This window comes from Camelimonas abortus, assembly GCF_042432745.1.
In the GTDB taxonomy this organism is placed as follows: Bacteria; Pseudomonadota; Alphaproteobacteria; order Rhizobiales; family Beijerinckiaceae; genus Camelimonas; species Camelimonas abortus.
The window spans coordinates 1345070-1366090 of record NZ_JBHLWR010000006.1 but is presented as its reverse complement, the minus strand read 5'-3'; the positions used below and the strand labels follow the sequence as shown (position 1 = coordinate 1366090).

Here is a 21021-nt window from a genome sequence, read left to right as displayed (position 1 = left end):
CGCCGTGCCAGTGATCAGTTCCGTCGCGAACGTGCGCTCCGACGAGTTCCGGGCCAACGCCGAGGCGTGGGCCGCGCTGCGGGCGGAGCTGATGGCGAAACGGGAGGCGGTGTTCGCCGGCGGGCCGCCAAAGGCGCGCGAGCGGCACGTGGCCCGCGGCAAGCTGCTGCCGCGCGAGCGGGTGGCGGGCCTGCTGGATCCGGGCGCGCCCTTCCTGGAGATCGGCGCGCTCGCCGCCGACGGCATGTATGGCGAGCCCATCCACGGCGCCGGGCTGATCGCCGGCGTCGGCCGGGTCAGCGGCCGCGAGGTGATGATCGTCTGCAACGACTCCACCATCAAGGGCGGCACCTATTACCCGATGACGGTGAAGAAGCACCTGCGCGCCCAGGAGATCGCCCTCGAGAACCGGCTGCCCTGCGTTTACCTGGTCGATTCCGGCGGCGCCAACCTGCCGCACCAGACCGAGGTGTTCCCGGACCGCGACCATTTCGGCCGCATCTTCTATAACCAGGCCAACATGTCGGCGCTGGGCATACCGCAGATCGCGGTGGTGATGGGCTCGTGCACGGCGGGCGGCGCCTATGTGCCGGCCATGTCCGACGAAACCGTCATCGTGCGCCGCCAGGGCACCATTTTCCTCGGCGGCCCGCCGCTGGTGAAGGCGGCCACGGGCGAGGTGGTTTCGGCCGAAGACCTGGGCGGCGCCGACGTGCACGCCCGCCGCTCCGGCGTCGCCGACCATTACGCCGTGGACGACAGCCACGCCCTCGCCATCGCCCGGCGCATCGTCGCCTCGCTCAATACGGCGAAACGGCCGGACATCGCCCTCGCGCCGCCGGTCGATCCGCTTTATGACGCGGCCGAGCTGGAGGGCATCGTGCCGACGGACCTGCGCAAGCAGTACGACGCGCGCGAGATCATCGCCCGCCTTGTCGACGGCTCGGAGTTCGACGAGTTCAAGAAACTGTACGGAACCACGCTGGTCACCGGCTTCGCCCGGCTGCACGGCGTTCCGGTGGGGATCATCGCCAACAACGGCATCCTGTTTTCCGGGAGCGCGCTGAAGGGGGCGCATTTCATCGAGCTGTGCTGCCAGCGGCGCATTCCGCTGCTGTTCCTGCAGAACATTTCCGGCTTCATGGTGGGGCGCCAGTATGAGGCCGGCGGCATCGCCCGCGACGGCGCAAAGCTGGTGACGGCGGTGGCCACGGCGCGCGTGCCCAGGATCACCCTGGTGGTGGGCGGTTCGTTTGGCGCCGGCAATTACGGCATGTGCGGGCGGGCCTATTCGCCGCGTTTCCTGTTCACCTGGCCGTGCAGCCGCATTTCGGTGATGGGCGGCGAGCAGGCTGCGAGCGTTCTGGCCACCATCCGCCGCGACAGTCTCGAGGCCGGGGGCAAGACCTGGCCGGCGGAGGAGGAGGAGGCGTTCCGGGCGCCGATCCGGGCGCAGTATGAGGTGGAGGGCAACCCCTATTACGCCACGGCGCGTCTGTGGGATGACGGCGTCATTCTGCCGTCCGAGACGCGCGACGTGCTTGGCCTCGCCTTCTCCGCCTGTCTCAACGCGCCGGTTCCGGAGACGAAATTCGGCCTGTTCCGAATGTGAGGAAGGCCCCCGGGGCGGCTGGCGGGACGTGGTCCCGGCGCCGTGCGCGGCGGCCCCTGCGGGCGCATCCTGGGCGCCGCGGCGGAGAGGCTTACGCGGGCGCGCCCTTTCTCCCGGCGGGCCAGTCGCCGTCATGCCCCGGACTGGCCTGGCGCTCCTGCGACGCGCGCGCAGGCCCTGACCGTCGCGGGGGCGCAGGCGCGCCGCCGCCGGCGAACCGTCCGGTCAGCCGGCGCGTTCGAACACGAAGTTCAGCCGCGTGCGCAGCTTCAGGCGGTAGCCGCGGGCGCGCACCAGCGAGGGCAGGTCCACCTGCCAGCGGCTGGAGCCGTCCTCCATCACGATCAGGTCCGGCAGCAGGCTGTCCGGCGCCTCGCGCAGGAACGGCTCCAGAATGATGTCCTCCGCGCCCTCCACGTCGAGCTTCATGGCGTTGACCCGGGTGAAGCCCTCGTCCTGCAGCAGCTGCAGCAGGGGCGTGGCCGGCACGCGGATGCTGCGCGCCCCGCCCGAAGGCAGCACCCGCAGACTCGACTCGCCGCTGTTGGCCGGATCGAGGAACAGCGTCAGCTCGCCGGACTTGTCCGCCACGGCGCAGGCGATGGCCTTCACCGTCGGCGAGGGGCACTGGCGGATGTTGAAGGTCAGCCGTTCGAAGATGTCCGGCTGGGGCTCAATGGCCAGGATGCGCGCGTCCGGGCCGGCCTTCGCCGCCACGAACACCGAATAGGCTCCGATGTTCGCGCCGATGTCGATGAACTGGAAGCTCTCGCCGCGCGCGCGCGCCTGCGCCACATGGGCGGCGAGGACGGCCAGCTCGCCGGGGTCGAAATATTGCGGCGTGAACAGCACCTTCTTTTCGCACACGTTGCGATAGGGATACAGACGCATGCGCGCTCCCAGCGCCTCCACGTCCACCGGCGCGCCGCGCAGCGCGCGGATGGCCACCCGCCGCAGCGCCAGCGCCGCGCGCCGGCCCGGCCAGTTGTCCGGCATCGCCCTGGTGAGGCCGAGAATGGCGCGCACCAGGGGGCCTGGCGCGTGGGCGCCCCAGGCTGCTTCGGCGTCGTGGCTGGCGTCGGACGCGGGGTGAGACATGTTCTCCGCCATCGGGCTGTTGCGACGCGGCTGCATACACCGCTCCGCGGCCGGGCGCAAAACCGCGGGCGCGCGGCGGGGCGCAGGGCGCGGCCAGCCGCCGGCTTGACGCGCCGGCCCGCGGGGTGCAATCCGGGCGGGCGGCCGCAGCGGCGGACAGGGCGCCGGGCGAAGCAAACTGGAAAGGACGCGCAGGTGGCGAGGCGGCGGACGGATCAGATCAGACTGCACGAACCGGCGGATTTCGAGGGCATGCGCAAGGCCGGCCGGCTGGCGGCCGAAATCCTCGACATGCTCGTGGACCGGGTCCGGCCGGGCGTCACCACGCTGCAGATCGACCAGTGGGTGCGCGACTATGGCCTGGAGCGCGGCGGCTATCCGGCGCAGCTCAACTATCGCGGCTTCGGCTTTTCCTGCTGCACCTCCATCAATCACGTCGTCTGCCACGGGATGCCCAGCGACAAGCCGCTGCGCGAGGGCGACATCGTCAACATCGACGTGACCGTGATCGTCGACGGCTGGCACGGCGACAGCAGCCGCATGTATGCGGTGGGCGAAATCCCGCGCAAGGCGGCGCGCCTCATCGACATCACCTATGAATGCCTGCAGCGCGGCGTCGCCGCGGTGAAGCCCGGCGCCACCACCGGCGACATCGGCCACGCCATCCAGAGCTACGCCGAATCCGAGCGCTGCTCGGTGGTGACCGACTTCTGCGGCCACGGTCTCGGCCGGGTGTTCCACGACAATCCCTCGATCCTGCACTTCGGCCGCCCGGGCGAGGGGCCGGAGCTGAAGCCCGGCATGTTTTTCACCATCGAGCCGATGATCAATCTCGGCAAGCCGGGGGTGAAGATCCTCTCCGACGGCTGGACGGCGGTGACGCGCGACCGCTCGCTTTCGGCCCAGTTCGAGCATTCGGTGGGAGTCACCGAAACCGGCGTGGAGGTCTTCACCGCCTCGCCGGCCGGGCTGGACAAGCCCCCGGTGACGGTGCGCTGAGCCACGCCCTTCCGGCGACAGGCTGCGGCCCGGTTCTGGTCAGGACCGGGCCGTTTTCATGCGCGGGCGCAGTCGTCGTCGCGGGCGGCCAAGCAGGAGGCTGTCGCCGGGCGCGGGGGTGCGCGCAAAATATTTGCGCGTACGGGATCATTGCGTCAGATATTGTATAAAACTGCATCGCGCGGCGATGATTTTGCCTGTCCCTGGTCGCAGTCAGCATGCGTCCTGGCCATTTTTCGTCGCCGCCGGACAGGTTTTCCTGTAAGGGGCGGGCGCGCGGCCCCGCTCCATGAGTGACGGCGACGGGGAGGGGGCCATGCCGGGCAAGCGGCCGGCGCCGCAGGCGCCGCATCACGCCGGTCACCGCGAACGGCTGCGGGCGCGGTTTCGCGACGCCGGGCCGGAGGCGCTGCCGGATTACGAACTGCTGGAGCTGGTGCTGTTCCGCTCGATACCGCGGCGCGACGTGAAGCCGCTGGCCAAGGCGCTCATCGCCCGTTTCGGCTCCTTCGCCGAGGTCATCGCCGCGCCGCCGCGGCTGCTGGAGGAGGTGGAGGGGGTGACCGGCCAGGTGGCGCTTGACCTGAAGATCGTCGCCGCCGCCGGGGCGCGGCTGGCGCGCGGCGCGGTGATGAAGCGCCGGACGGTCGCCTCATGGTCGCAGCTGCTGGAATACTGCCGCACCATTCTCGCCTTCGCCGACCGCGAGCATTTCCGGGCGCTGTTTCTGGACCGGCGCAACGGCGTGATCGCCGACGAGGAGCAGCAGCGCGGCACCGTGGACCACACGCCGGTCTATCCGCGGGAGGTGGTGAAACGGGCGCTGGAGCTGTCGGCGTCGGCCATCATCCTGGTGCACAATCATCCGTCGGGCGATCCGGCGCCATCGGCGGCGGACATCCGCATGACGCGCGAGATCATGCGCGTCGCCGCGCCGCTGGGCATCACGGTGCATGACCATGTCATCATCGGCCGCAACGGCCACGCCAGCATGCGCGGCCTGCGGCTGCTGGAGCCGGATCCCGTTCCCGGGCGCTGAGGGCGCGCCCGTCGCGCCGCGCCGCGCCGGCCGCGCTCCGGTCGCGGGGCAGGCTCACCGCAGGCCGAACAGCGAGGCGACGCCGCCGACGATCGCCGCCACGAAGCTCAGGCTCAGCGCGATGCCGATGGCACCGAAGGTGAAGCCGCTGAACGCCATCACCCCGTCGCGCTCCACCAGCCCGAGCCCGACCAGACAGGCGGCGAAACCCAGCGGGATCTGGCCGATGAACGGCGGCGCCACCAGCAGGCCTGCGGCGATCAGAAACAGCGCCAGCCCGGTGATGCGCATGCCCCACGGCCGGTTGAAATAGGCGAGGCGCATGCGCGAAATCCGCTCCAGCCGGTACACCGCCGGCAGGGCGCGCGCCACGGCGCGGGCCACGTCGGCGCGCGCCACCGTCCTGCGCAGCAGCGCCTTCGGCAGCCACGGCGTATGCATGCCAAGCGCGATCTGCGCCGCCACAAAGCCGAGCAGCAGGCCGGAGATCAGGGGAATCGGCGGCGGCATCGGCAGGCAGTTGGGCAGACCCAGCACCACCACCAGCAGCGCGAACGCCTGGTGATGCAGCGAGGCGACGATTTCGCCGACGGAGACGCGCTCGCTCGTGCCGCCGGCGAGCTTGATCAGGACGTCGGAGGTGCGGTGCGTGTTCACCAAGGAGGCCTGCCAGGTTTCGCGTTCGGTTCGCCGTGACCGCCCCGTCCCTGCGGCCCGCCGTCGGTTTCGCCGTCCGCCGCCGGTGACGCCGCCCCGTCGCGGCGCTCCCGGCCCGGAGCAGCGGCTGGTCCAGCCGGATCTCCTGGCCGCCAGTGCGTTTCCAATGTCCGTTCATACCCCACGCGGCGGTCCGGGCCAACAGGCGCGTGCGCCGGCCAGCCGCCGGGCTCCCGCCGGGGCCGTCAACGGGCGCTGCGCGGCGCGCCGGCGCCATGACCGCGAAACGGGCGGGAGGCGCCCGCCCCGCCGCGGCGGCGGCCTTGCGCCGCGTGCGCCGGCGCCGTCCTCTCGTCCGGTCATGATTCGCCGCAATCGTGGTTCATGACCACATCCGCGACAACGTCCGCGATCCCCCTGCGCCCGGCTCCGCCGGGACGGCCGGGGGCGGGGCGGCGACGCGTATTCCGGAGCCGACATGTCAAACGTTCTCATGGGTCTCGCCGGCCTCCTCCTCTGCCAGCTCGCCGGAGAGGCGGTTTCGCGGCTGCTGGCGCTGCCCGTGCCGGGGCCGGTCACCGGCATGGCGCTGATGGCCGCCATCCTGCTGCTGCGCGGCGGCCGGCCGCCGGAGCCGGTCGTCCAGGCCAGCCGCGGCCTCATTGGCGTGCTGTCGCTGCTGTTCGTGCCGGCGGGCGTCGGCGTCATCAGCCTCGGCCCGGTGGTGGCGGACAGGTCCGCGGCCATTCTCGCCGCCCTCGCCGTTTCGCTGGTGATCACCCTGGCGGTCACCGCATGGACCTATGCGCTTGCGGCGCGCTGGCAGGCGCGGCGCCGGGCGGGGGGCGGCGGGGAGGGCGCGCAATGAACGGCGCGGCCAGCTTCAGCGGGCGTCTCGACGCCTTTCTCGCATGGGCGCAGCACGCGCCGCTCACCTGGACGCTGGCGACGGTGGGCGCCTTCGTCATCGCCAGCTGGATCGGCCGGCGGGTGAACGGCCACCCCCTCGCCAATCCGGTGCTGGTTTCGGTGGCGATCACCGGCCTGCTGCTGGAGCTCACCGGCACGCCATACGAGGAGTATTACCGCGGCGCGCAGCTCATCAGCTTCCTGCTCGGTCCGGCGACGGTGGCGCTGGCCATTCCGCTGGTGGAGAACATCGCCCTGGTGAAGCGGGCGCTGCTGCCCATCGCCGTGTCGCTGGCCTGCGGCTCGCTGGCGGCCATCGTCTCCGTGGTGGGCGTGGCCCATCTCCTCGGCGTGCGCGAGTCGCTGCTGCTGTCGCTGGCGCCCAAGTCAGTGACGGCGCCCATCTCCATGGCGGTGGCGGACATCATCGGCGGCGTGCCGGCGCTGGCCATGGTGGCCACGGTGGGCACCGGCGTCGCCGGCGCCATCATCGCCACGCCGCTGTTCAACCTGATGAAGGTGCGCGATCCGGCGGCGCGGGGCTTCGCCATCGGCGTCGCCGCCCACGGCATCGGCACGGCGCGCGCCTTCCAGAGCAGCGAGGTGGCGGGCGCCTTCGCCGGCATGGCCATGGCGCTCAACGGCCTGCTCACCGCGGCGCTGCTGCCGGCGCTGCTGGCGCTGTTCTGATCCGGACGGCGCCTGGCGCGTCCGGTACCGTGTGGTACTGTCCTGCGAAAACCCGGACGATTCCGGGCAATGACCATGCGGGAGGCCAGCGTGTTCGAGAGCGTTCTTGTCGCCAATCGCGGTGAAATCGCCTGCCGCGTCATGCGCACGGCCCGCGCGCTGGGAATGCGGGTGATCGCGGTTTACTCCGAGGCCGACCGCGACGCCCCCTTCGTGCGCATGGCGGACGAGGCCGTGGCCATCGGCCCCGCGCCGGCGGCGCAGAGCTATCTCGACATCGACCGCATCGTCGCCGCCGCCCGCAGCGCCGGCGCCGCCTGCATCCACCCCGGCTACGGCTTCCTGTCCGAACGGCCGGAATTCGCCGAGGCCTGCGCCGCCGCCGGGATCGCCTTCATCGGCCCGCCGCCGGCGGCCATGCGCGCCATGGGCCTGAAGGACGCCGCCAGGGAGCTTGCGGCCCGCGCCGGCGTGCCGGTGACGCCCGGCTATCACGGCGACCGCCAGGAGCCGGAGCTGCTGAAGGCGGAGGCGGACGCCATCGGCTATCCGGTGCTGGTCAAGGCGGTGGCGGGCGGCGGCGGCAAGGGCATGCGCCGGGTGGACGCGCCGGAAGACTTCATCCCCGCCCTGGAGAGCGCCCGGCGCGAGGCCGTCGCGGCTTTCGGCGATCCGCGCGTGCTGGTGGAGAAATACGTGCGCGCGCCGCGCCACATCGAGATCCAGGTGTTCGCGGACGCTCACGGCCATGTGGTGCACCTGTTCGAGCGTGACTGCTCGCTGCAGCGCCGCCACCAGAAGGTGATCGAGGAGGCGCCGGCGCCGGGCATGACGGCGGAGATGCGCGCCGCCATGGGCGCGGCGGCGGTGGAGGCGGCGCGGGCCGTCGGCTATGTGGGCGCCGGCACGGTGGAGTTCATCGCCGACGGCCGCGACGGCCTGCGGCCGGACCGTTTCTGGTTCATGGAGATGAACACCCGCCTGCAGGTGGAGCATCCTGTGACCGAGGCGGTGACCGGGCTGGATCTGGTGGCGCTGCAGTTTCGCGTGGCGGCCGGCGAGCCGCTGCCGTTCACCCAGCAGGATCTGGCCATCAGCGGCCACGCGGTGGAGGCGCGCCTTTACGCCGAGGACCCGGCCCGCGGCTTCCTGCCCTCCACCGGGCGCATCCGCCTCCTTGAGCTGCCCGCCGGCGAGGGCGTGCGGGTGGACAGCGGCGTGGCGGAAGGCGACGAGGTCACCGCCTGGTATGATCCGATGATCGCCAAGATCATCGCCCACGGCCCGGACCGCGCCGCGGCGCTGGAAAGGCTGGCGGCGGCGCTGGCGGCGACGCGCGTGGCCGGCCCGCAGACCAACGCCAGCTTCCTGCGCCGCCTGCTGGAGGCGCCGGACTTCCGCGCCGGGCGCTTCGACACCGGCTATATCGACGCCCACATGGCGGAACTGGGCGTGGGCGCGGCCGGCGAGACCCCGGCCCCGGACGGGGCGGCGACCGCCGCCGCGGCGCTGGCGCTGAACCTGCCGGCGGCGGACGCGGACGCGCCCGGCGGCTGGCGCGACCCGTGGGACGCGCTGGCGCGGGCGAAGCCCGGGTTCCAGCTGCTGGGAACGCGCACGGCGCGCCAGCAGCTGGTGGCCGACGGCGTGCGCGTGGACGCGACGCTGGAGTGGCGCGACGGGCGCCTCCGCGCCCGCGTCGGCGAGGCCGTGGCGGACGAGGCGGACGTGACGGTCCGCGCGGGCGACCGCACGGAGTTCCGCAACGGCGTGGTGAGCGTGCGCGCCGGCGCCCAGCAGCTGGCGGTGGCCGGCGGCCGGCAGACCGTGGTGGCGCCGTTTGATCCGTTCACCGTCGATCTCGACCACATGGACGATTCCGGCGGCGTGGTGACGTCGCCCATGCACGGCAAGGTCACCGCCGTTTACGTGGAGGCGGGCGCGGCGGTGACGCGCGGCCAGCGCCTCGCGGTGGTGGAGGCGATGAAGATGGAGCATCCGCTGGCGGCGCCCGTGGCGGGCGTGGTGGCGGAGCTGCGCGTCGCGCCTGGCCAGCAGGTGGAGGAAGGCGCGGTGGTGGCGGTGGTGACGCCGCAGGCGTGAGCCGGCGCGCTCCTGCGTCGCCGCGGCCATGCCGGGCCGCGCGGCGGCGGCGCGGGGCGGGTCCCGCCGGAGAGCCCGGCCGGGCGCATGGCGGCCGGCGGCCCTGGAGCGCGGGACAGGCGCGCCGGATGGTCCGCGGGCTGCGGGCGGTTTTTCCCGCCCGCGGCCCCGCCATGGGCGTCTCGCCATGGACGTCCGGAACGGGCCAGGGCATGACGGGGCGGCTGGCGGCCGGGCGCGCCGGAAAAGCGCGTCGCGCCTGCCGTCGCATGCGCCGTCGCCCGGCGCTGCGCGCAGGGCGCGGCGGCGCCAGACGAAACCATGGAGAGAGCGCCACATGAAACGGATGGCTGCAGCGCTGGCGTCCGGCCTCGTCCTGCTGGCCGGGGCGGCGACCGCGACGGCGGAAGACCTGCCCGACGGTTTCACCGTCGCCCTCTCGATGTCGCCGGTGGCGGCGCAGAAGCTGGCGAAACTGCATGAAGGCGTGGTCATCGCCGCCTGGTGCGCCGGCGATCCTGCGCCGGGCGCGCCGCGGCGCATGACAGGTGAGGGCCAGATCCAGCTCGGCGACGGCACGGTGACCGTTGAGGGCGACACGCGGCTGGTCAGGGTCAACCTCAACCTGCGCCGCGACCGCCTGCGCTGGGTGAAGGGCGACGTCCAGGTGCTGGTCAACGTCTACTCCGCCCGGCGCAGCGGCCCGGACAACATCCTGGAGTGCGGCATATACGACGGTCCCCTGCGCAAGGCGGCCAGGGCGCCGGTGAACATCGCCTGCAGGCTCATCGGCGAGTAATACGGAGGACGGCGCGTCGCCGCGGCCGGTTCCGCTGCGGCGCGCGCCGCGCCATGCGACAGGGCGCTGGCCGCGCCGCCGCGCCTGGCCCGCCCCAGGGGGAAAGCGATGCCTCTCAACCTCATCAAGCTCTGCGTCGGCTGCGATTCCATCGACGACCTGCGGGCGTGGATCGCGCAGAACGAAAGGATGGCGCGGGCCAGCGGCGCCGACCGCCGGCCGTACGCCACCACCCGCATGATGCCGAAGCGACGCGACGAGCTCGCCGGCGGCTCGCTCTACTGGGTCATCCGCGGCCACATCGCCTGCCGCCAGCGGATCGCCGGCTTCGAGCCCTTCACCGACGGCGAGGGCGTGGGCCGGGTGCGCGTCATGCTGGAGCCGGAGGTGATTCCGGTGCGGCCGCGCCGCCATCGCGCCTTCCAGGGCTGGCGCTATCTCGAGGACAGGGACGCGCCGGAGGACATGGCCGCGGCGGCGGAGACCGGCGACATGCCGGAAGAAATGAAACGCGAACTGGCCGGGCTTGGGTTACTGTAAGGGGCGTCCGGCGCCGCGGGGCGGCGCCGGCGGACGCGACGGAGCAGGAGGCGAAGATGCGGATGGGCGCGGCGGTGACGGCGGCGCTGGCGCTGGGGATGGCCGCAGCGACGGCGGCCGGCGCGGTGGCGGCGGAGCGCAGGGACGCCCGGCGCGCCCCGGGCGCGGCCGCGGCGGCGCAACAGCAGCACATGGACGCCCGCGCCCTGGCCGGCCGCATCGATTACGGCGCGCGCCCGCAGCGCGACGGCGTGATCCGCTTCGGCGACACGGAGCTGCGCATCGGCGGCCGCGTCAGCACGAGTTACACCTGGTCGGCGAAGTGACGGGCGCGGGCCGGCGTTCCGGCGTCGCGCCAGCGGGGCGGGGATGAAAGAAGGGCGGCCGCACGGACGGCGGCCGCCGTGATCCGGCGTCGGTGCGCGGCGCTCACACGCCGGTGTTGTCGATGAGCCGGGTGGCGCCCAGCCGCGCCGCCACGAGCAGCCGCACCGGGCCCTCCGCCACGCCGCTGACCGGCGCCAGCGTCAGGGCGTGGCGCGCCAGCAGGTAGTCCACCACGAAGCCGGCCTGCTCCAGGCGGGCGACGCCGGCGGCCGTCGCCTCGGCGGCGCTGGCGCCGGCGCGCATGCGCGCCGCCACGTCCTGCAGCGTGCGGTGGATTTCCGGCGCTTTCGCCCGCTCCTCCGCGCTCAGGTAGCGGTTTCGGGAGGAGAGGGCGAGGCCGTCGGCCTCGCGGCGGGTGGGCGCGCCGATGATCTCGGCGGGAATGTTCAGGTCGCGCGCCAGCTGGCGGATCACCTGCAGCTGCTGGTAATCCTTCTCGCCGAATACGGCGACGTCGGCGCCGGTCTGCAGCAGCAGCTTGGTCACCACCGTGGCCACGCCGTCGAAGTGGCCGGGGCGGTGGGCGTCGTCGAGCCCGGCCTTCGCCGGGCCGCCCACCTTGATGGTGGTGTCGAAGCCGGCCGGATACATGGCCGCCACGTCCGGCGTCCAGGCGAGGTCGGCGCTGACCGTGGCCAGCAGGGCGAGGTCCTGCTCCAGCGTGCGCGGATAGCGCTCGAAGTCCTCACCGTGCCCGAACTGGGTGGGGTTGACGAAGATCGAGACCACGACCCGGTCGGCGTGTTTCTTCGCCACCTCCACCAGCGACAGGTGGCCCTCGTGCAGCGCCCCCATGGTGGGGGTGATGGCCACGCGCGCGCCCTCCCGCCGCCAGCCCGAGATGATGGCGCGCAGCTCCGCCACCGTGGTCGCCGTCTGAACCTTGCTCATCCGTTCCGTTCCCGTTTGCCGTGGCGCGGCGCGTCTCCGGCTGCCGCAGCGGCCGTTCGCCGGCTGTCGTGGCGTCGCCGCGCGCCTGCGCATATAACGCGTGTGTAGTAGCAGAAAGGCGGCGGCCGCGTCGCCGCCTCTCGCCGCGTCAGGGAGAATTATTCGCCAATGCTGCTGCTCGCCGGCGTCGTCGCCGTCATCGCCCTGTGGTGGCTGCTCGCCCGTTACCAGACCGCCGACCCTGGAAAGCTGGCCGGGCTGCTGCGCAGGGCTGCGGGCGTGGCCGGCTTCATCGTGGCAGGCGTGCTGCTGCTGCGCGGGCGCATCGACATGGCGCTGCTGGTCGCCGGCGCCGCCGCCTGGGCCTATGGCGAGCTGCCGTTCCGCCTGCCTTTCGACCTGCCGTTCCAGAACCGCCGCTCCGGGCGCCTGTCGCGGGCGCGCACGGCCACGCTGGAGCTCACCATCGATCACGACAGCGGCGCCGTGGACGGCGTCATTCTGGCCGGGCCGCAGGCCGGGTGGCGGCTCGGAGCCCTGGCGCGGGAGGAGGCGCTGGCGCTGCTCGGCCAGCTGCGCCGGCAGGAGCCCGCCGGCGCCGGCCTGCTAGAGGCTTATCTCGACAGCCGGTTCCCCGGTTGGCGTAAAGACGCTGATGGAGATGCGCACGCGCGGCGGGGCCCCGTCGGCGCGGGCGCGATGACCGAAGAGGAGGCCTATGAGGTGCTGGGCCTTGCTCCGGGCGCTGGTCCCGAAGACATCCGGCGCGCCCACCGCGCGCTGATGAAGCGTCTTCATCCCGATCACGGCGGCACGACGTGGCTGGCGGCGCGTGTCAATCAAGCCAGGGATATTCTGCTGGCCCGGCATCGCTAACTCCAGACGGTGAAGCCGGGATCCCGGAACGACGGCCGTGCGCCGGCGCGCCTTCATCCCGACATGTTACGCATCCCGGGCGCCCGTTCCGCTTCGCCTGGGCGGAACGACGCGGCGTCGGGGAGTGGCGCAGGCCCGCCCGGAGGCGTCCTGCGGGCGGCGGCGCGGAAGGCGGTTTCCGCGACGCTGCGGCTTGGGGCGTCCCCGGCCGCCGGCGGCGGGTGCCGGCGCGATGGCGGGGCGGAATGGTCAGGCGGCGCAGGCGTCCGGCCTGCGGCGGTCGGTCCTGGGACGACCGGTCTTGAGGCGACCGGTCTTGAGGCGACCGGTCTTGAGGCGACCGGTCCTGGGGCGCGGGCGCCCTGCGGACGTCATCCCCGCGTGGCGAAACATTCGTAGCCGCTGTCGCGGAGCGCCTTGCAGGCGTCGCGGGCCGACTGCGGGTCAAAGCCGGAGAAGCGCGCCCGCCACAGCGTGGCCCGGCCGCGGACCACCTTCTCGGTGAAGGGGGAGGCCGTCTTCAGGAAGTCGGCGGCCTCGCGCGCCTCCTCCAGCAGCCTGCGGGCGGCCGCCTCGTCCTCGGTGGCGCCGAGCTGGATCACCCAGGAGCCGGAGCGCGCGGCCGGATGCGCCGCGGCGCCCTTCTGGGCGCTCTCGCCGGCGGAGCGGCTTTCGCCAGGCGCCGGGCGCAGCGCCCTGGTGGCGATGAGGCGGGCGAGGCCGCGGGAATCGAGCTCGCGCGGGGCGGAGGGCGCCGTTTCCGGCGCATAGGCGAGGCGGGTGACGCCGGCGTTCTCGGCGGCGGCCTCGTTGCGCGCCGCCACCCAGCGGAAGGTGGAGGGCGTGGCGGTGTCGGAGTCCGCCGCCGGCGCCACGGCCGGGCGCACGCCGCTGGCGGGCAGGTCAGCCGGGCGGCGCGGCGGCTCGGCGTGGGCCACCTGCAGCTGGCGCGCCTCGCCCACCTTCGGCGCGATGCGCGCGCCGGCGTAGGCGGTGGGCAGGTGCTGGGCGACCAGCGAGGCCATGATGCGGTCGCGGATGGCGCCGGTGCGTCCGCCCAGCACCACGGCGACGATGTGGCGGCCGCTGGCGCGGGCCGAGGTGAGCAGGTTGAAGCCGGACATGCGGGTGTAGCCGGTCTTGATGCCGTCGACGCCCTCGACGGCGCCCAGCAGCCTGTTGTGGTTGCCGATGGTCTGGCCGGCGAACTGGAAGCTGCGGGTGGAGAAGTAGTGGTAGTACTGCGGGAACCGGTCCTGGATCGCCCGGCCGAGAATGGTGAGGTCGCGCGCGGTGGTGATCTGGCGCGCGTCCGGCAGGCCGGAGGCGTTGACGTATACGGTTCCGGTCATGCCCAGCGCCCGGGCCTTGCGGGTCATCAGCTGGGCGAAGCGGGATTCGCTGCCGCCGATGTGTTCGGCGACGGCGGCGGCGACGTCATTGGCCGAGCGGGTGACCAGCGCCTTGATGGCGTTTTCGGCGCTGATGGTGGAGCCGGGGCGCAGGCCAAGCTTGGACGGCGGCATCGAGGCGGCGTGGGCCGAAATGCGGATCGGCGTGTCCAGCCGCATGCGGCCCTGCTCCAGCTGCTCGAACAGCATGTACAGGGTCATCACCTTGGTGATCGACGCCGGATGCCGGCGCGCGTCGGCGTTCTTCGCATAGAGGGTGCGGCCGGTCTTGGCGTCCACGACGATGGCGGCGAAGGGCGGGTCATAGGTCTGCGCCGCAGCGGCGTGGTGCCGGATCCTGTGCTTGCGGCGCGCCTCGGCGGGGCCGGAGAAGGCCGTCACCGCCACCGCCACGCCAATGACCACCGCCAGACCGCGATACAGGGTTGATTTGGCCGTGATCGTTCCGAACGCCATGGTTTCCGCTTCCCGTTGTCGCCCGTGACCGCCGCCTGAGCGGCGGGCGTTCGCGCGGCTTTCCGCGCTGGCTGGAAGCTAGACGGATCGCAGTTACCGGACGGTTAAGCGCAGGCGGGCGTCCCGTTCCCGGCGCGCGGGGCGCGCCGGAGGGCGCCGTCGCCGTCGCGTCCCGGCGCCGCCGGCTGGATCGGCGGCTGCAGCCGGCGTAAAATGCTGCCGGTAATGACGTTTTCCGCCGTCACGGGCGCGGCGGCCGGCGTCGCCGCGCGGCCGGCGCCGGCGCGGCGGGGGCGGTCAGGCCCGCCGTTCCGTCGCGGGACGCCGGCGCGCTGTTAACCATCGGCAGAAAAAGGCGGGGCGCGTAATTTTCGCCACGCTTGCGCTCAATTTTCGCCATCCGGCCCGCGTCTCATTCGTGGACGTCGCGCCGGCGCCGGCGGCGTCAGGATACGGCGGCGGGCGACGACGCTTCCGGCGGCCGGCTCCGCTCCGCCCGGCGCGGGACGCGCCGTGGCCGCGGTCCGCGCCCGCGGGGCGGCAGGTCGGGTCGCCTGCCGGATCAAAAGGCGTCAGGCGGGCTGGCGGACGGGACGCGGGAGGATTAAACTGGAAGATACAGGCGTTCCTGACGGGAACGCCGCGAGAAACCGACCGGCGAGACGACGACGCGCAAAAGATGGCGATGAAAACACGGTGGGAGGCGGGCGTCGGTCCTGTCGGGTCACAGGGAACCTCTTCTGGCGCTGGCGGTTCCCCCAGACGGTCGGGCGAACCCGCCGGCCCCGGCGTCGCCCTGCTGACCCGGACGCGGCCAAAGCGCCCGGACATGTACAAGGTTCTGCTTCTCAACGACGATTTCACTCCGATGGAGTTCGTCGTCGAGGTGCTCCAGAGGTTTTTTAACAAGTCGCCGGAAGACGCGACCCGCATCATGCTGCACGTTCACAACCACGGCGTCGGCGTGTGCGGGGTCTACACCTTCGAGGTGGCCGAGACCAAGGTTGCGCAGGTCATGGAGTTCTCCCGACGGCACCAGCATCCGCTGCAGTGCGTCATGGAGAAGAACTGAAACGCGCGAAAGGGGAAGCCGTTGCCGACATTCTCACGGAGCCTCGAACAGTCCCTGCATCGCGCCCTCGCCCTGGCGAACGAACGGCGTCATGAATACGCGACGCTGGAACACCTGCTGCTGGCGCTCATTGATGACCAGGACGCCGCCGCCGTGATGCGCGCCTGCGGCGTGGACATGGAGCTGCTCCGTCGCACCCTGACCGATTACGTCGACACCGAGCTTTCCAACCTGGTCACCGACGGGCGGGAGGATTCCAAGCCCACGGCCGGCTTCCAGCGGGTCATCCAGCGTGCGGTCATTCACGTGCAGTCCTCCGGGCGCGAAGAGGTGACGGGGGCCAACGTGCTTGTCGCCATTTTCGCCGAGCGCGAGAGCCACGCCGCGTATTTCCTGCAGGAGCAGGACATGACGCGCTATGACGCCGTGAACTACATCAGCCACGGCATCGCCAAGCGGCCCGGTTACTCCGAGTCGCGCCCGCCGCGCGGCGAGGACGAGAGCGAGTCCCCCGCGCCCGGATCCGACGATGGCGAAAGCGTCCGCGGCCGCAAGAAGGCCGAGGCGCTGGAGGCCTATTGCGTCAACCTCAACCGCAAGGCCCGCGACGGCCGCATCGATCCGCTGATCGGCCGCGAGCGCGAGGTGGAGCGCACCATCCAGGTGCTGTGCCGGCGGCAGAAGAACAATCCGCTGCTGGTGGGCGATCCTGGCGTGGGCAAGACCGCCATCGCCGAAGGCCTGGCGCGCCGCATCGTGCTCGGCGAGGTGCCGGAGGTGCTGCGCGACGCCACCATCTTCTCCCTCGACATGGGCGCGCTGCTGGCCGGCACCCGCTACCGCGGCGACTTCGAGGAGCGCCTCAAGCAGGTGATGAAGGAGATCGAGGCGCATCCCAACGCCATCATGTTCATCGACGAGATCCACACGGTGATCGGCGCCGGCGCGACCTCGGGCGGGGCCATGGACGCCTCCAACCTGCTCAAGCCGGCGCTGGCCTCGGGCTCGCTGCGCTGCATCGGCTCCACCACCTACAAGGAGTACCGCCAGTACTTCGAGAAGGACCGGGCGCTGGTGCGCCGTTTCCAGAAGATCGACGTGCACGAGCCTTCGGTGCAGGACTCCATCGCCATCCTGCGCGGGCTGCGGCCCTGTTTCGAGGAGTTCCACCACGTCCGCTACACCAGCGACGCCATCACCGCCGCCGTGGAGCTCTCCGCCCGCTACATCCAGGACCGCAAGCTGCCCGACAAGGCCATCGACGTGCTGGATGAAAGCGGCGCGGCCCAGATGCTGCTGCCGGAGAACCGCCGCCGCAAGGTGATCGGCGTGAAGGAGATCGAGGCCACCGTCGCCGCCATGGCGCGCATCCCGCCCAAGAGCGTCTCCCGCGACGAGGCCGAGATCCTGCGCAACCTCCAGTCCACTCTGGAGAGCGTGGTCTATGGCCAGGACGACGCCATACGCGCCCTGTCCTCGGCCATCAAGCTGTCGCGCGCCGGCCTGCGCGATCCGGAGAAGCCCATCGGCTCCTACCTGTTCGCCGGCCCTACCGGCGTGGGCAAGACCGAGGTGGCCCGCCAGCTCGCCGCCGCCCTTGGCCTCGAGCTGATCCGTTTCGACATGTCCGAGTACATGGAGCGGCATACGGTGTCGCGCCTCATCGGCGCGCCGCCCGGCTATGTCGGCTTCGACCAGGGCGGCCTGCTCACCGACGGCGTCGACCAGAACCCGCACTGCGTGCTGCTGCTGGACGAGATCGAGAAGGCCCATCCGGACCTGTTCAACATCCTGTTGCAGGTCATGGACCACGGCAAGCTCACCGACCACAACGGCAAGAAGGTCGATTTCCGCAACGTCATCATCATCATGACCACCAACGCCGGCGCGGCGGAGATGGCCAGGGCCGCTTTCGGCTTCACCCGCACCCGCCGCGAGGGCGACGACGAGGAGGCGATCAACCGGCTGTTCACGCCGGAGTTCCGCAACCGTCTCGACGCCATCATCTCCTTCGCGCCGCTGTCGCGGGAGATGATCGCCAGGGTGGTGGACAAGTTCGTGCTGCAGCTTGAGGCGCAGCTCGCCGACCGCAAGGTCACCATCGAGCTCTCCGACGCGGCGCGCGAATGGCTGGTGGAGAACGGCTATGACGAGCACATGGGCGCCCGGCCCATGGCGCGCCTGATCCAGAGCGCCATCAAGATCCCGCTGGCGGACGAGCTGCTGTTCGGCCGTCTCAAGGACGGCGGCGTGGTGCGCGTCACCGTGCGCGACCCGGCGGAGCGCGGGGACAAGGGGCCGTTGCGCTTCGAGTATCCGGAGGAGGAGAAGGCCGCGGCCGAACCGGCGGCCGCCGGCGCCGGGGCCATGGCCGGCTCTCCGGCGGAGGCGTCCGCTCCGCGCGCTGCGCCGCCGCCGCGGCGCACCCGCCGCGGCGCGGAGCTGGCCCGCCGGCGGATGAAAAAGACGGACGGGCCGGCGGACGACGCCTGAGGCGGGCCGCCGCCGGACGGAGCGCGGGGCGGGGGCATGGTCTCCCGCCCTTTTTCATTGGCCGGAACCAGTCACGTTTCAGGATCCGCGCGCCATGGCGCCTGGCGCGCGGCGGGGCGGGCGGAGGCGATTTTTGCGGGCGCGGAGCGCGCGGGATCTTCCATTTGCCGCCGACATGGGCCAGTCATGTAGCGCGCGCCTGGCGCAGGCCAGGCGCCGGTGTTGACCACCGGGCGAGGCCCGCGACGGCGGCGCAGCCGCGCGCGGCGACAGCCCCCCAATGCGGATCAGGAACAGCATGGGCGCCTGGAACGAGACCCGCGCCGAGCGTCGCCGCCGGCGCAAGCGCATGGAAGAGATCATTGGCTGGATCGTGGTGCCGCCGCTGGTGCTGGGGATGTGGCTGGCCGGCGTCCATGTCTACAACGCCTTCCACGAGCCGATCTCACAGGCCATCGAGGCGCTGCAGCTGCTGAAGGACAGGCATCTGTAACCGGCGGACCGCCCGAAGGGGGCTGGCGAGCCCGGAAACGCAGGCGGCCGCCGGAAGCCGGCGGCCGTTTTCATGTGCGGCGGGCGGCGGCTCAGCAGCCCTCGAGGGCCTTGCGCAGCTGTTCGGCCTGGCGGGCCAGCACTTCCGGATCAGCCACCTCCTGGCCGCCAGGGCGCAGCTCCACGCCGTTCCAGCGCGGCAGCACGTGGAAGTGGGTGTGGAACACCACCTGGCCGGCGGCCGGCTCGTTGGACTGCAGGATGGTGACGCCGTCCGCCCTGAATGTCTCCCTGGCGGCCATCGCCACCTTCTTCACCGTGCGGGCCACGGCGGCGAGGTCCTCCGGCTCGATGTCGAGAATGTTGCGGGAGGGGGCCTTCGGGATCACCAGCACATGGCCGTCGGCGCGGGGCATGATGTCCATGAAGGCGTAGGTCAGCTCGTCCTCATACACCTTGTGGCTGGGCAGCTGGCCTTTCAGGATCGCAGCGAACACGTTTTTCGGATCGTAAGCCGCCATGTCGTTCCCATTGCATCGCAGGCCAGGCGGCCGCATCCGCGGCCGGCGCTGGCGACAGACCTGACAGGATGTCAGCCCCACGCCCGCATGCGCCGGCCGCCGGCGACAGGCTGCGCGCCGCGGCCGCCGTTTGCACGCCTGCGCCCTAAGGAAGCGTGCGCGCCGCTTCGCCGGCGTGACTGAACCTCGTGTCTCAGGTGTGACAATCATCGCGGGCGCGGTCAAGCGCACGCGGCGCGCCGGCAGGGGATTCGGCCCTGCCGCAGGCGGAATCCGCGCCCGACCCCTCAGCCGCTGCGCCGGAACGGCAGCAGCGCCTCCATCTCCGGCAGCAGGGCGTCGATATGGCGACTCTCCTCTTCGAGAAACGCCGCCACCGCCCGGCGCAGGCCGGGATGGGCGATGGCGTGCGCCGAACGGGTCTCCACCGGCCGGTAGCCGCGCGCCAGCTTGTGCTCGCCCTGGGCGCCGGCCTCCACCCGGGCGAGGCCGGCGCCGATGGCGTAATCGATCGCCTGGTAATAGCAGATTTCGAAATGCAGGAAGGGGTGGTCCTCGATGCAGCCCCAGTGCCGGCCATAGAGGGCGTCGGCGCCGATGAAATTGATGGCGCCGGCGACGTAGCGTCCGGCGCGCCTCGCCATCACCAGCAGCACCCGGTCCGCCATGGTTTCCGCGACGCGCCGGTAGAAGTCGCGGGTGAGATAGGGCCGGCCCCACTTGCGCGAGCCGGTGTCCTGGTAGAAGGCGAAGAACGCGTCCCAGGCCTCCTCGCTGATCTCCGCTCCGCTCAGGCGCTCGATGACGAGGCCGTCCTTCACCGCCTCGCGCCGCTCGCGGCGGATGGTCTTGCGCCGGCTGGAGGACAGGGCCTGAAGGAAATCGTCGAAGCTGGCGTAGCCCTCGTTGAACCAGTGATACTGCCGGTCGCGGCGCTGCAGGTAGCCGTTCCCGCCCAGCAGCCGCCAATCCTCCGCCGTGGGAAAGGTGACGTGAACCGAGGAGGCGCCGGCGCGCCCGCGCAGGGCCACGAGCCCGCGCGCCAGCGCCCGCCGCGTCTCCTGCGCCTCCGGGCCCGGCCGGGCGAGCAGCCGCGGCCCGGTGACCGGCGTGAACGGCACGCACGCCTGCAGCTTGGGATAGTAGCTGCCGCCAGCCTGTTCGAAGGCGCGCGCCCAGCCATGGTCGAACACATATTCGCCCATGGAATGGGACTTCAGGTAGCACGGGGCGATCCCGGCCACGGCGCCGTTCACGTCCTCGGCGACCAGATGCAGCGGCAGCCAGCCGGTGGCGGCGCAGGCGGAGCCGGAAAGCTCCAGCGCGCTGAAAAAGGCATGGGAAACGAACGGGTTGTCCGCGCCGGCGCAGGCGTCCCATGAAGCGGCGTCAATGGCGGAGACGCCGCCGGCGACGCGCAGGCGCAGCGTTGCGCCCGCCTGGTCCGCCGTCCTGTCGCCGCCGTCGCCGTCCATGGCTCAGCGCACCTCGAACATGCCCTCGACCTCCACCGCCGCCCCCAGCGGCAGCGAGGCCACCCCCACGGTGGAGCGGGCGTGGCGGCCGGCGTCGCCCAGCGCCTCGACCATGAAATCCGAGGCGCCGTTCATCACTCCGGCGAGGCCGTCGAAATCCGGAGCGGCGTTGATGAAGCCGCCGAGCCGCAGGCAGCGGACCACCAGGTCGAGATCGCCGATGCAGGCGCGCAGCTGCGCCAGAACGTTGATGGCGCACAGCCGCGCCGCGGCGCGCGCGTCGCCGGCGCTGACCCCGGCGCCCACCTTGCCGCGATGCTCCGGCGCCAGCGCGCCGTCGGGGCCGAGGCACAGCTGCCCGGAAATGATCACCAGCGATCCGGAGCGCACGAACGGCGTGTAATTGGCCAGCGGCGCAGCCGGCGCGGGAAGGGTGACGCCAAGTTCCGCCAATCGCTGTTCTGTCCTGCCCATGACGTGAAAGGTTCCTTCGCAGTTTC

20 protein-coding genes are annotated in these 21021 nt (G+C 72.1%); 13 read left to right on the top strand and 7 right to left on the bottom strand.

The window, feature by feature from the left end; all coding sequences use genetic code 11:
- The first annotated feature begins 4 nt into the window (after positions 1–4).
- On the top strand, positions 5–1612 hold the full coding sequence (locus ACFFJB_RS08265; protein ID WP_376830764.1) for a carboxyl transferase domain-containing protein: 1608 nt from the start codon (positions 5–7) through the stop codon (positions 1610–1612).
- A gap of 225 nt (positions 1613–1837) precedes the next feature.
- Here the strand turns inward: ACFFJB_RS08265 and ACFFJB_RS08260 are convergent, their stop codons facing one another.
- The gene (locus tag ACFFJB_RS08260) at positions 1838–2710 is read right to left on the bottom strand and encodes an FkbM family methyltransferase (protein ID WP_376830763.1); all 873 of its coding nucleotides are present in this window, start codon (positions 2708–2710) and stop codon (positions 1838–1840) included.
- A gap of 195 nt (positions 2711–2905) precedes the next feature.
- Here ACFFJB_RS08260 and map point away from each other — a divergent pair, with 195 nt between their 5' ends.
- Together map and radC are read left to right on the top strand one after the other, a co-directional pair.
- Positions 2906–3709 carry a type I methionyl aminopeptidase gene (gene map, locus ACFFJB_RS08255; RefSeq protein WP_376830762.1) on the top strand — a complete coding sequence of 268 codons (804 nt, stop codon included), beginning with the start codon at positions 2906–2908 and terminating at the stop codon, positions 3707–3709.
- A gap of 316 nt (positions 3710–4025) precedes the next feature.
- A complete protein-coding gene (gene radC / locus ACFFJB_RS08250; RefSeq protein ID WP_376830761.1) occupies positions 4026–4748 on the top strand; it encodes a RadC family protein in 723 nt (240 codons plus the stop codon).
- A 54-nt stretch (positions 4749–4802) separates the two neighbouring features.
- On the opposite strand, the gene ACFFJB_RS08245 is transcribed toward radC, so the two are convergent.
- Positions 4803–5408 carry an exopolysaccharide biosynthesis protein gene (locus ACFFJB_RS08245; RefSeq protein ID WP_376830760.1) on the bottom strand — a complete coding sequence of 202 codons (606 nt, stop codon included), beginning with the start codon at positions 5406–5408 and terminating at the stop codon, positions 4803–4805.
- A 475-nt stretch (positions 5409–5883) separates the two neighbouring features.
- Between ACFFJB_RS08245 and ACFFJB_RS08240 the strand changes: the two genes are divergently transcribed.
- From ACFFJB_RS08240 to ACFFJB_RS08215, 6 genes are all read left to right on the top strand, one after another.
- Entirely contained in the window at positions 5884–6273 is a 390-nt protein-coding gene (locus tag ACFFJB_RS08240) for a CidA/LrgA family protein (RefSeq protein ID WP_376830759.1), read from the top strand.
- Positions 6270–7004: an LrgB family protein gene (locus ACFFJB_RS08235; RefSeq protein ID WP_376830758.1), complete on the top strand. Its 735-nt coding sequence runs from the start codon at positions 6270–6272 to the stop codon at positions 7002–7004. Before ACFFJB_RS08240 ends, ACFFJB_RS08235 begins: the two co-directional genes overlap by 4 nt.
- 69 nt (positions 7005–7073) lie before the next feature.
- Positions 7074–9107, top strand: coding sequence for an acetyl/propionyl/methylcrotonyl-CoA carboxylase subunit alpha (locus ACFFJB_RS08230; protein ID WP_376830757.1), 2034 nt, complete (start codon positions 7074–7076; stop codon positions 9105–9107).
- A 337-nt stretch (positions 9108–9444) separates the two neighbouring features.
- Entirely contained in the window at positions 9445–9906 is a 462-nt protein-coding gene (locus tag ACFFJB_RS08225) for a hypothetical protein (protein WP_376830756.1), read from the top strand.
- 108 nt (positions 9907–10014) lie between these two features.
- The gene (locus tag ACFFJB_RS08220) at positions 10015–10446 is read left to right on the top strand and encodes a DUF1489 family protein (protein WP_376830755.1); all 432 of its coding nucleotides are present in this window, start codon (positions 10015–10017) and stop codon (positions 10444–10446) included.
- Positions 10447–10502: 56 nt separating this feature from the next.
- The gene (locus ACFFJB_RS08215) at positions 10503–10772 is read left to right on the top strand and encodes a hypothetical protein (protein ID WP_376830754.1); all 270 of its coding nucleotides are present in this window, start codon (positions 10503–10505) and stop codon (positions 10770–10772) included.
- A 103-nt stretch (positions 10773–10875) separates the two neighbouring features.
- On the opposite strand, the gene panC is transcribed toward ACFFJB_RS08215, so the two are convergent.
- Complete coding sequence (gene panC / locus ACFFJB_RS08210) at positions 10876–11724, bottom strand: pantoate--beta-alanine ligase (RefSeq protein ID WP_376830753.1); 849 nt, start codon at positions 11722–11724, stop codon at positions 10876–10878.
- A 168-nt stretch (positions 11725–11892) separates the two neighbouring features.
- Between panC and ACFFJB_RS08205 the strand changes: the two genes are divergently transcribed.
- Positions 11893–12600: a DnaJ domain-containing protein gene (locus tag ACFFJB_RS08205; RefSeq protein WP_376830752.1), complete on the top strand. Its 708-nt coding sequence runs from the start codon at positions 11893–11895 to the stop codon at positions 12598–12600.
- Positions 12601–12971: 371 nt separating this feature from the next.
- Here the strand turns inward: ACFFJB_RS08205 and ACFFJB_RS08200 are convergent, their stop codons facing one another.
- Positions 12972–14468, bottom strand: a complete 1497-nt coding sequence (locus ACFFJB_RS08200; RefSeq protein ID WP_376830751.1) for a serine hydrolase — start codon at positions 14466–14468, stop codon at positions 12972–12974.
- A 685-nt stretch (positions 14469–15153) separates the two neighbouring features.
- Between ACFFJB_RS08200 and clpS the strand changes: the two genes are divergently transcribed.
- The 3 genes from clpS (at position 15154) to ACFFJB_RS08185 (ending at position 18526) form a co-directional block, all read left to right on the top strand.
- Complete coding sequence (clpS, locus tag ACFFJB_RS08195) at positions 15154–15540, top strand: ATP-dependent Clp protease adapter ClpS (RefSeq protein ID WP_376830750.1); 387 nt, start codon at positions 15154–15156, stop codon at positions 15538–15540.
- 21 nt (positions 15541–15561) lie between these two features.
- The gene (gene clpA, locus ACFFJB_RS08190; protein WP_376830749.1) at positions 15562–18033 is read left to right on the top strand and encodes an ATP-dependent Clp protease ATP-binding subunit ClpA; all 2472 of its coding nucleotides are present in this window, start codon (positions 15562–15564) and stop codon (positions 18031–18033) included.
- Between the two features lie 298 nt (positions 18034–18331).
- Positions 18332–18526: a hypothetical protein gene (locus ACFFJB_RS08185; protein ID WP_376830748.1), complete on the top strand. Its 195-nt coding sequence runs from the start codon at positions 18332–18334 to the stop codon at positions 18524–18526.
- Positions 18527–18617: 91 nt separating this feature from the next.
- On the opposite strand, the gene ACFFJB_RS08180 is transcribed toward ACFFJB_RS08185, so the two are convergent.
- The 3 genes from ACFFJB_RS08180 to ACFFJB_RS08170 form a co-directional block, all read right to left on the bottom strand.
- On the bottom strand, positions 18618–19046 hold the full coding sequence (locus tag ACFFJB_RS08180; RefSeq protein WP_376830747.1) for an HIT family protein: 429 nt from the start codon (positions 19044–19046) through the stop codon (positions 18618–18620).
- A gap of 287 nt (positions 19047–19333) precedes the next feature.
- Entirely contained in the window at positions 19334–20521 is a 1188-nt protein-coding gene (locus tag ACFFJB_RS08175; RefSeq protein WP_376830746.1) for a GNAT family N-acetyltransferase, read from the bottom strand.
- Between the two features lie 3 nt (positions 20522–20524).
- Positions 20525–20995, bottom strand: a complete 471-nt coding sequence (locus ACFFJB_RS08170) for a RidA family protein (RefSeq protein WP_376830745.1) — start codon at positions 20993–20995, stop codon at positions 20525–20527.
- Positions 20996–21021: the final 26 nt, after the last annotated feature.

Excerpts from the sequence above, each read along its gene's own strand:
- ACFFJB_RS08205 (WP_376830752.1), top strand. The coding sequence starts at position 11,893 with ATGCTGCTGCTCGCCGGCGTCGTCGCCGTCATCGCCCTGTGGTGGCTG.
- clpS (WP_376830750.1), top strand. The coding sequence starts at position 15,154 with ATGAAAACACGGTGGGAGGCGGGCGTCGGTCCTGTCGGGTCACAGGGA.
- radC (WP_376830761.1), top strand. The coding sequence starts at position 4,026 with ATGCCGGGCAAGCGGCCGGCGCCGCAGGCGCCGCATCACGCCGGTCAC.
- panC (WP_376830753.1), bottom strand. The coding sequence starts at position 11,724 with ATGAGCAAGGTTCAGACGGCGACCACGGTGGCGGAGCTGCGCGCCATC.
- ACFFJB_RS08240 (WP_376830759.1), top strand. The coding sequence starts at position 5,884 with ATGTCAAACGTTCTCATGGGTCTCGCCGGCCTCCTCCTCTGCCAGCTC.
- ACFFJB_RS08175 (WP_376830746.1), bottom strand. The coding sequence starts at position 20,521 with ATGGACGGCGACGGCGGCGACAGGACGGCGGACCAGGCGGGCGCAACG.
- ACFFJB_RS08180 (WP_376830747.1), bottom strand. The coding sequence starts at position 19,046 with ATGGCGGCTTACGATCCGAAAAACGTGTTCGCTGCGATCCTGAAAGGC.
- ACFFJB_RS08230 (WP_376830757.1), top strand. The coding sequence starts at position 7,074 with ATGACCATGCGGGAGGCCAGCGTGTTCGAGAGCGTTCTTGTCGCCAAT.
- ACFFJB_RS08260 (WP_376830763.1), bottom strand. The coding sequence starts at position 2,710 with ATGTCTCACCCCGCGTCCGACGCCAGCCACGACGCCGAAGCAGCCTGG.
- ACFFJB_RS08185 (WP_376830748.1), top strand. The coding sequence starts at position 18,332 with ATGGGCGCCTGGAACGAGACCCGCGCCGAGCGTCGCCGCCGGCGCAAG.
- ACFFJB_RS08225 (WP_376830756.1), top strand. The coding sequence starts at position 9,445 with ATGAAACGGATGGCTGCAGCGCTGGCGTCCGGCCTCGTCCTGCTGGCC.
- ACFFJB_RS08200 (WP_376830751.1), bottom strand. The coding sequence starts at position 14,468 with ATGGCGTTCGGAACGATCACGGCCAAATCAACCCTGTATCGCGGTCTG.
- ACFFJB_RS08215 (WP_376830754.1), top strand. The coding sequence starts at position 10,503 with ATGCGGATGGGCGCGGCGGTGACGGCGGCGCTGGCGCTGGGGATGGCC.
- ACFFJB_RS08220 (WP_376830755.1), top strand. The coding sequence starts at position 10,015 with ATGCCTCTCAACCTCATCAAGCTCTGCGTCGGCTGCGATTCCATCGAC.
- ACFFJB_RS08170 (WP_376830745.1), bottom strand. The coding sequence starts at position 20,995 with ATGGGCAGGACAGAACAGCGATTGGCGGAACTTGGCGTCACCCTTCCC.
- ACFFJB_RS08235 (WP_376830758.1), top strand. The coding sequence starts at position 6,270 with ATGAACGGCGCGGCCAGCTTCAGCGGGCGTCTCGACGCCTTTCTCGCA.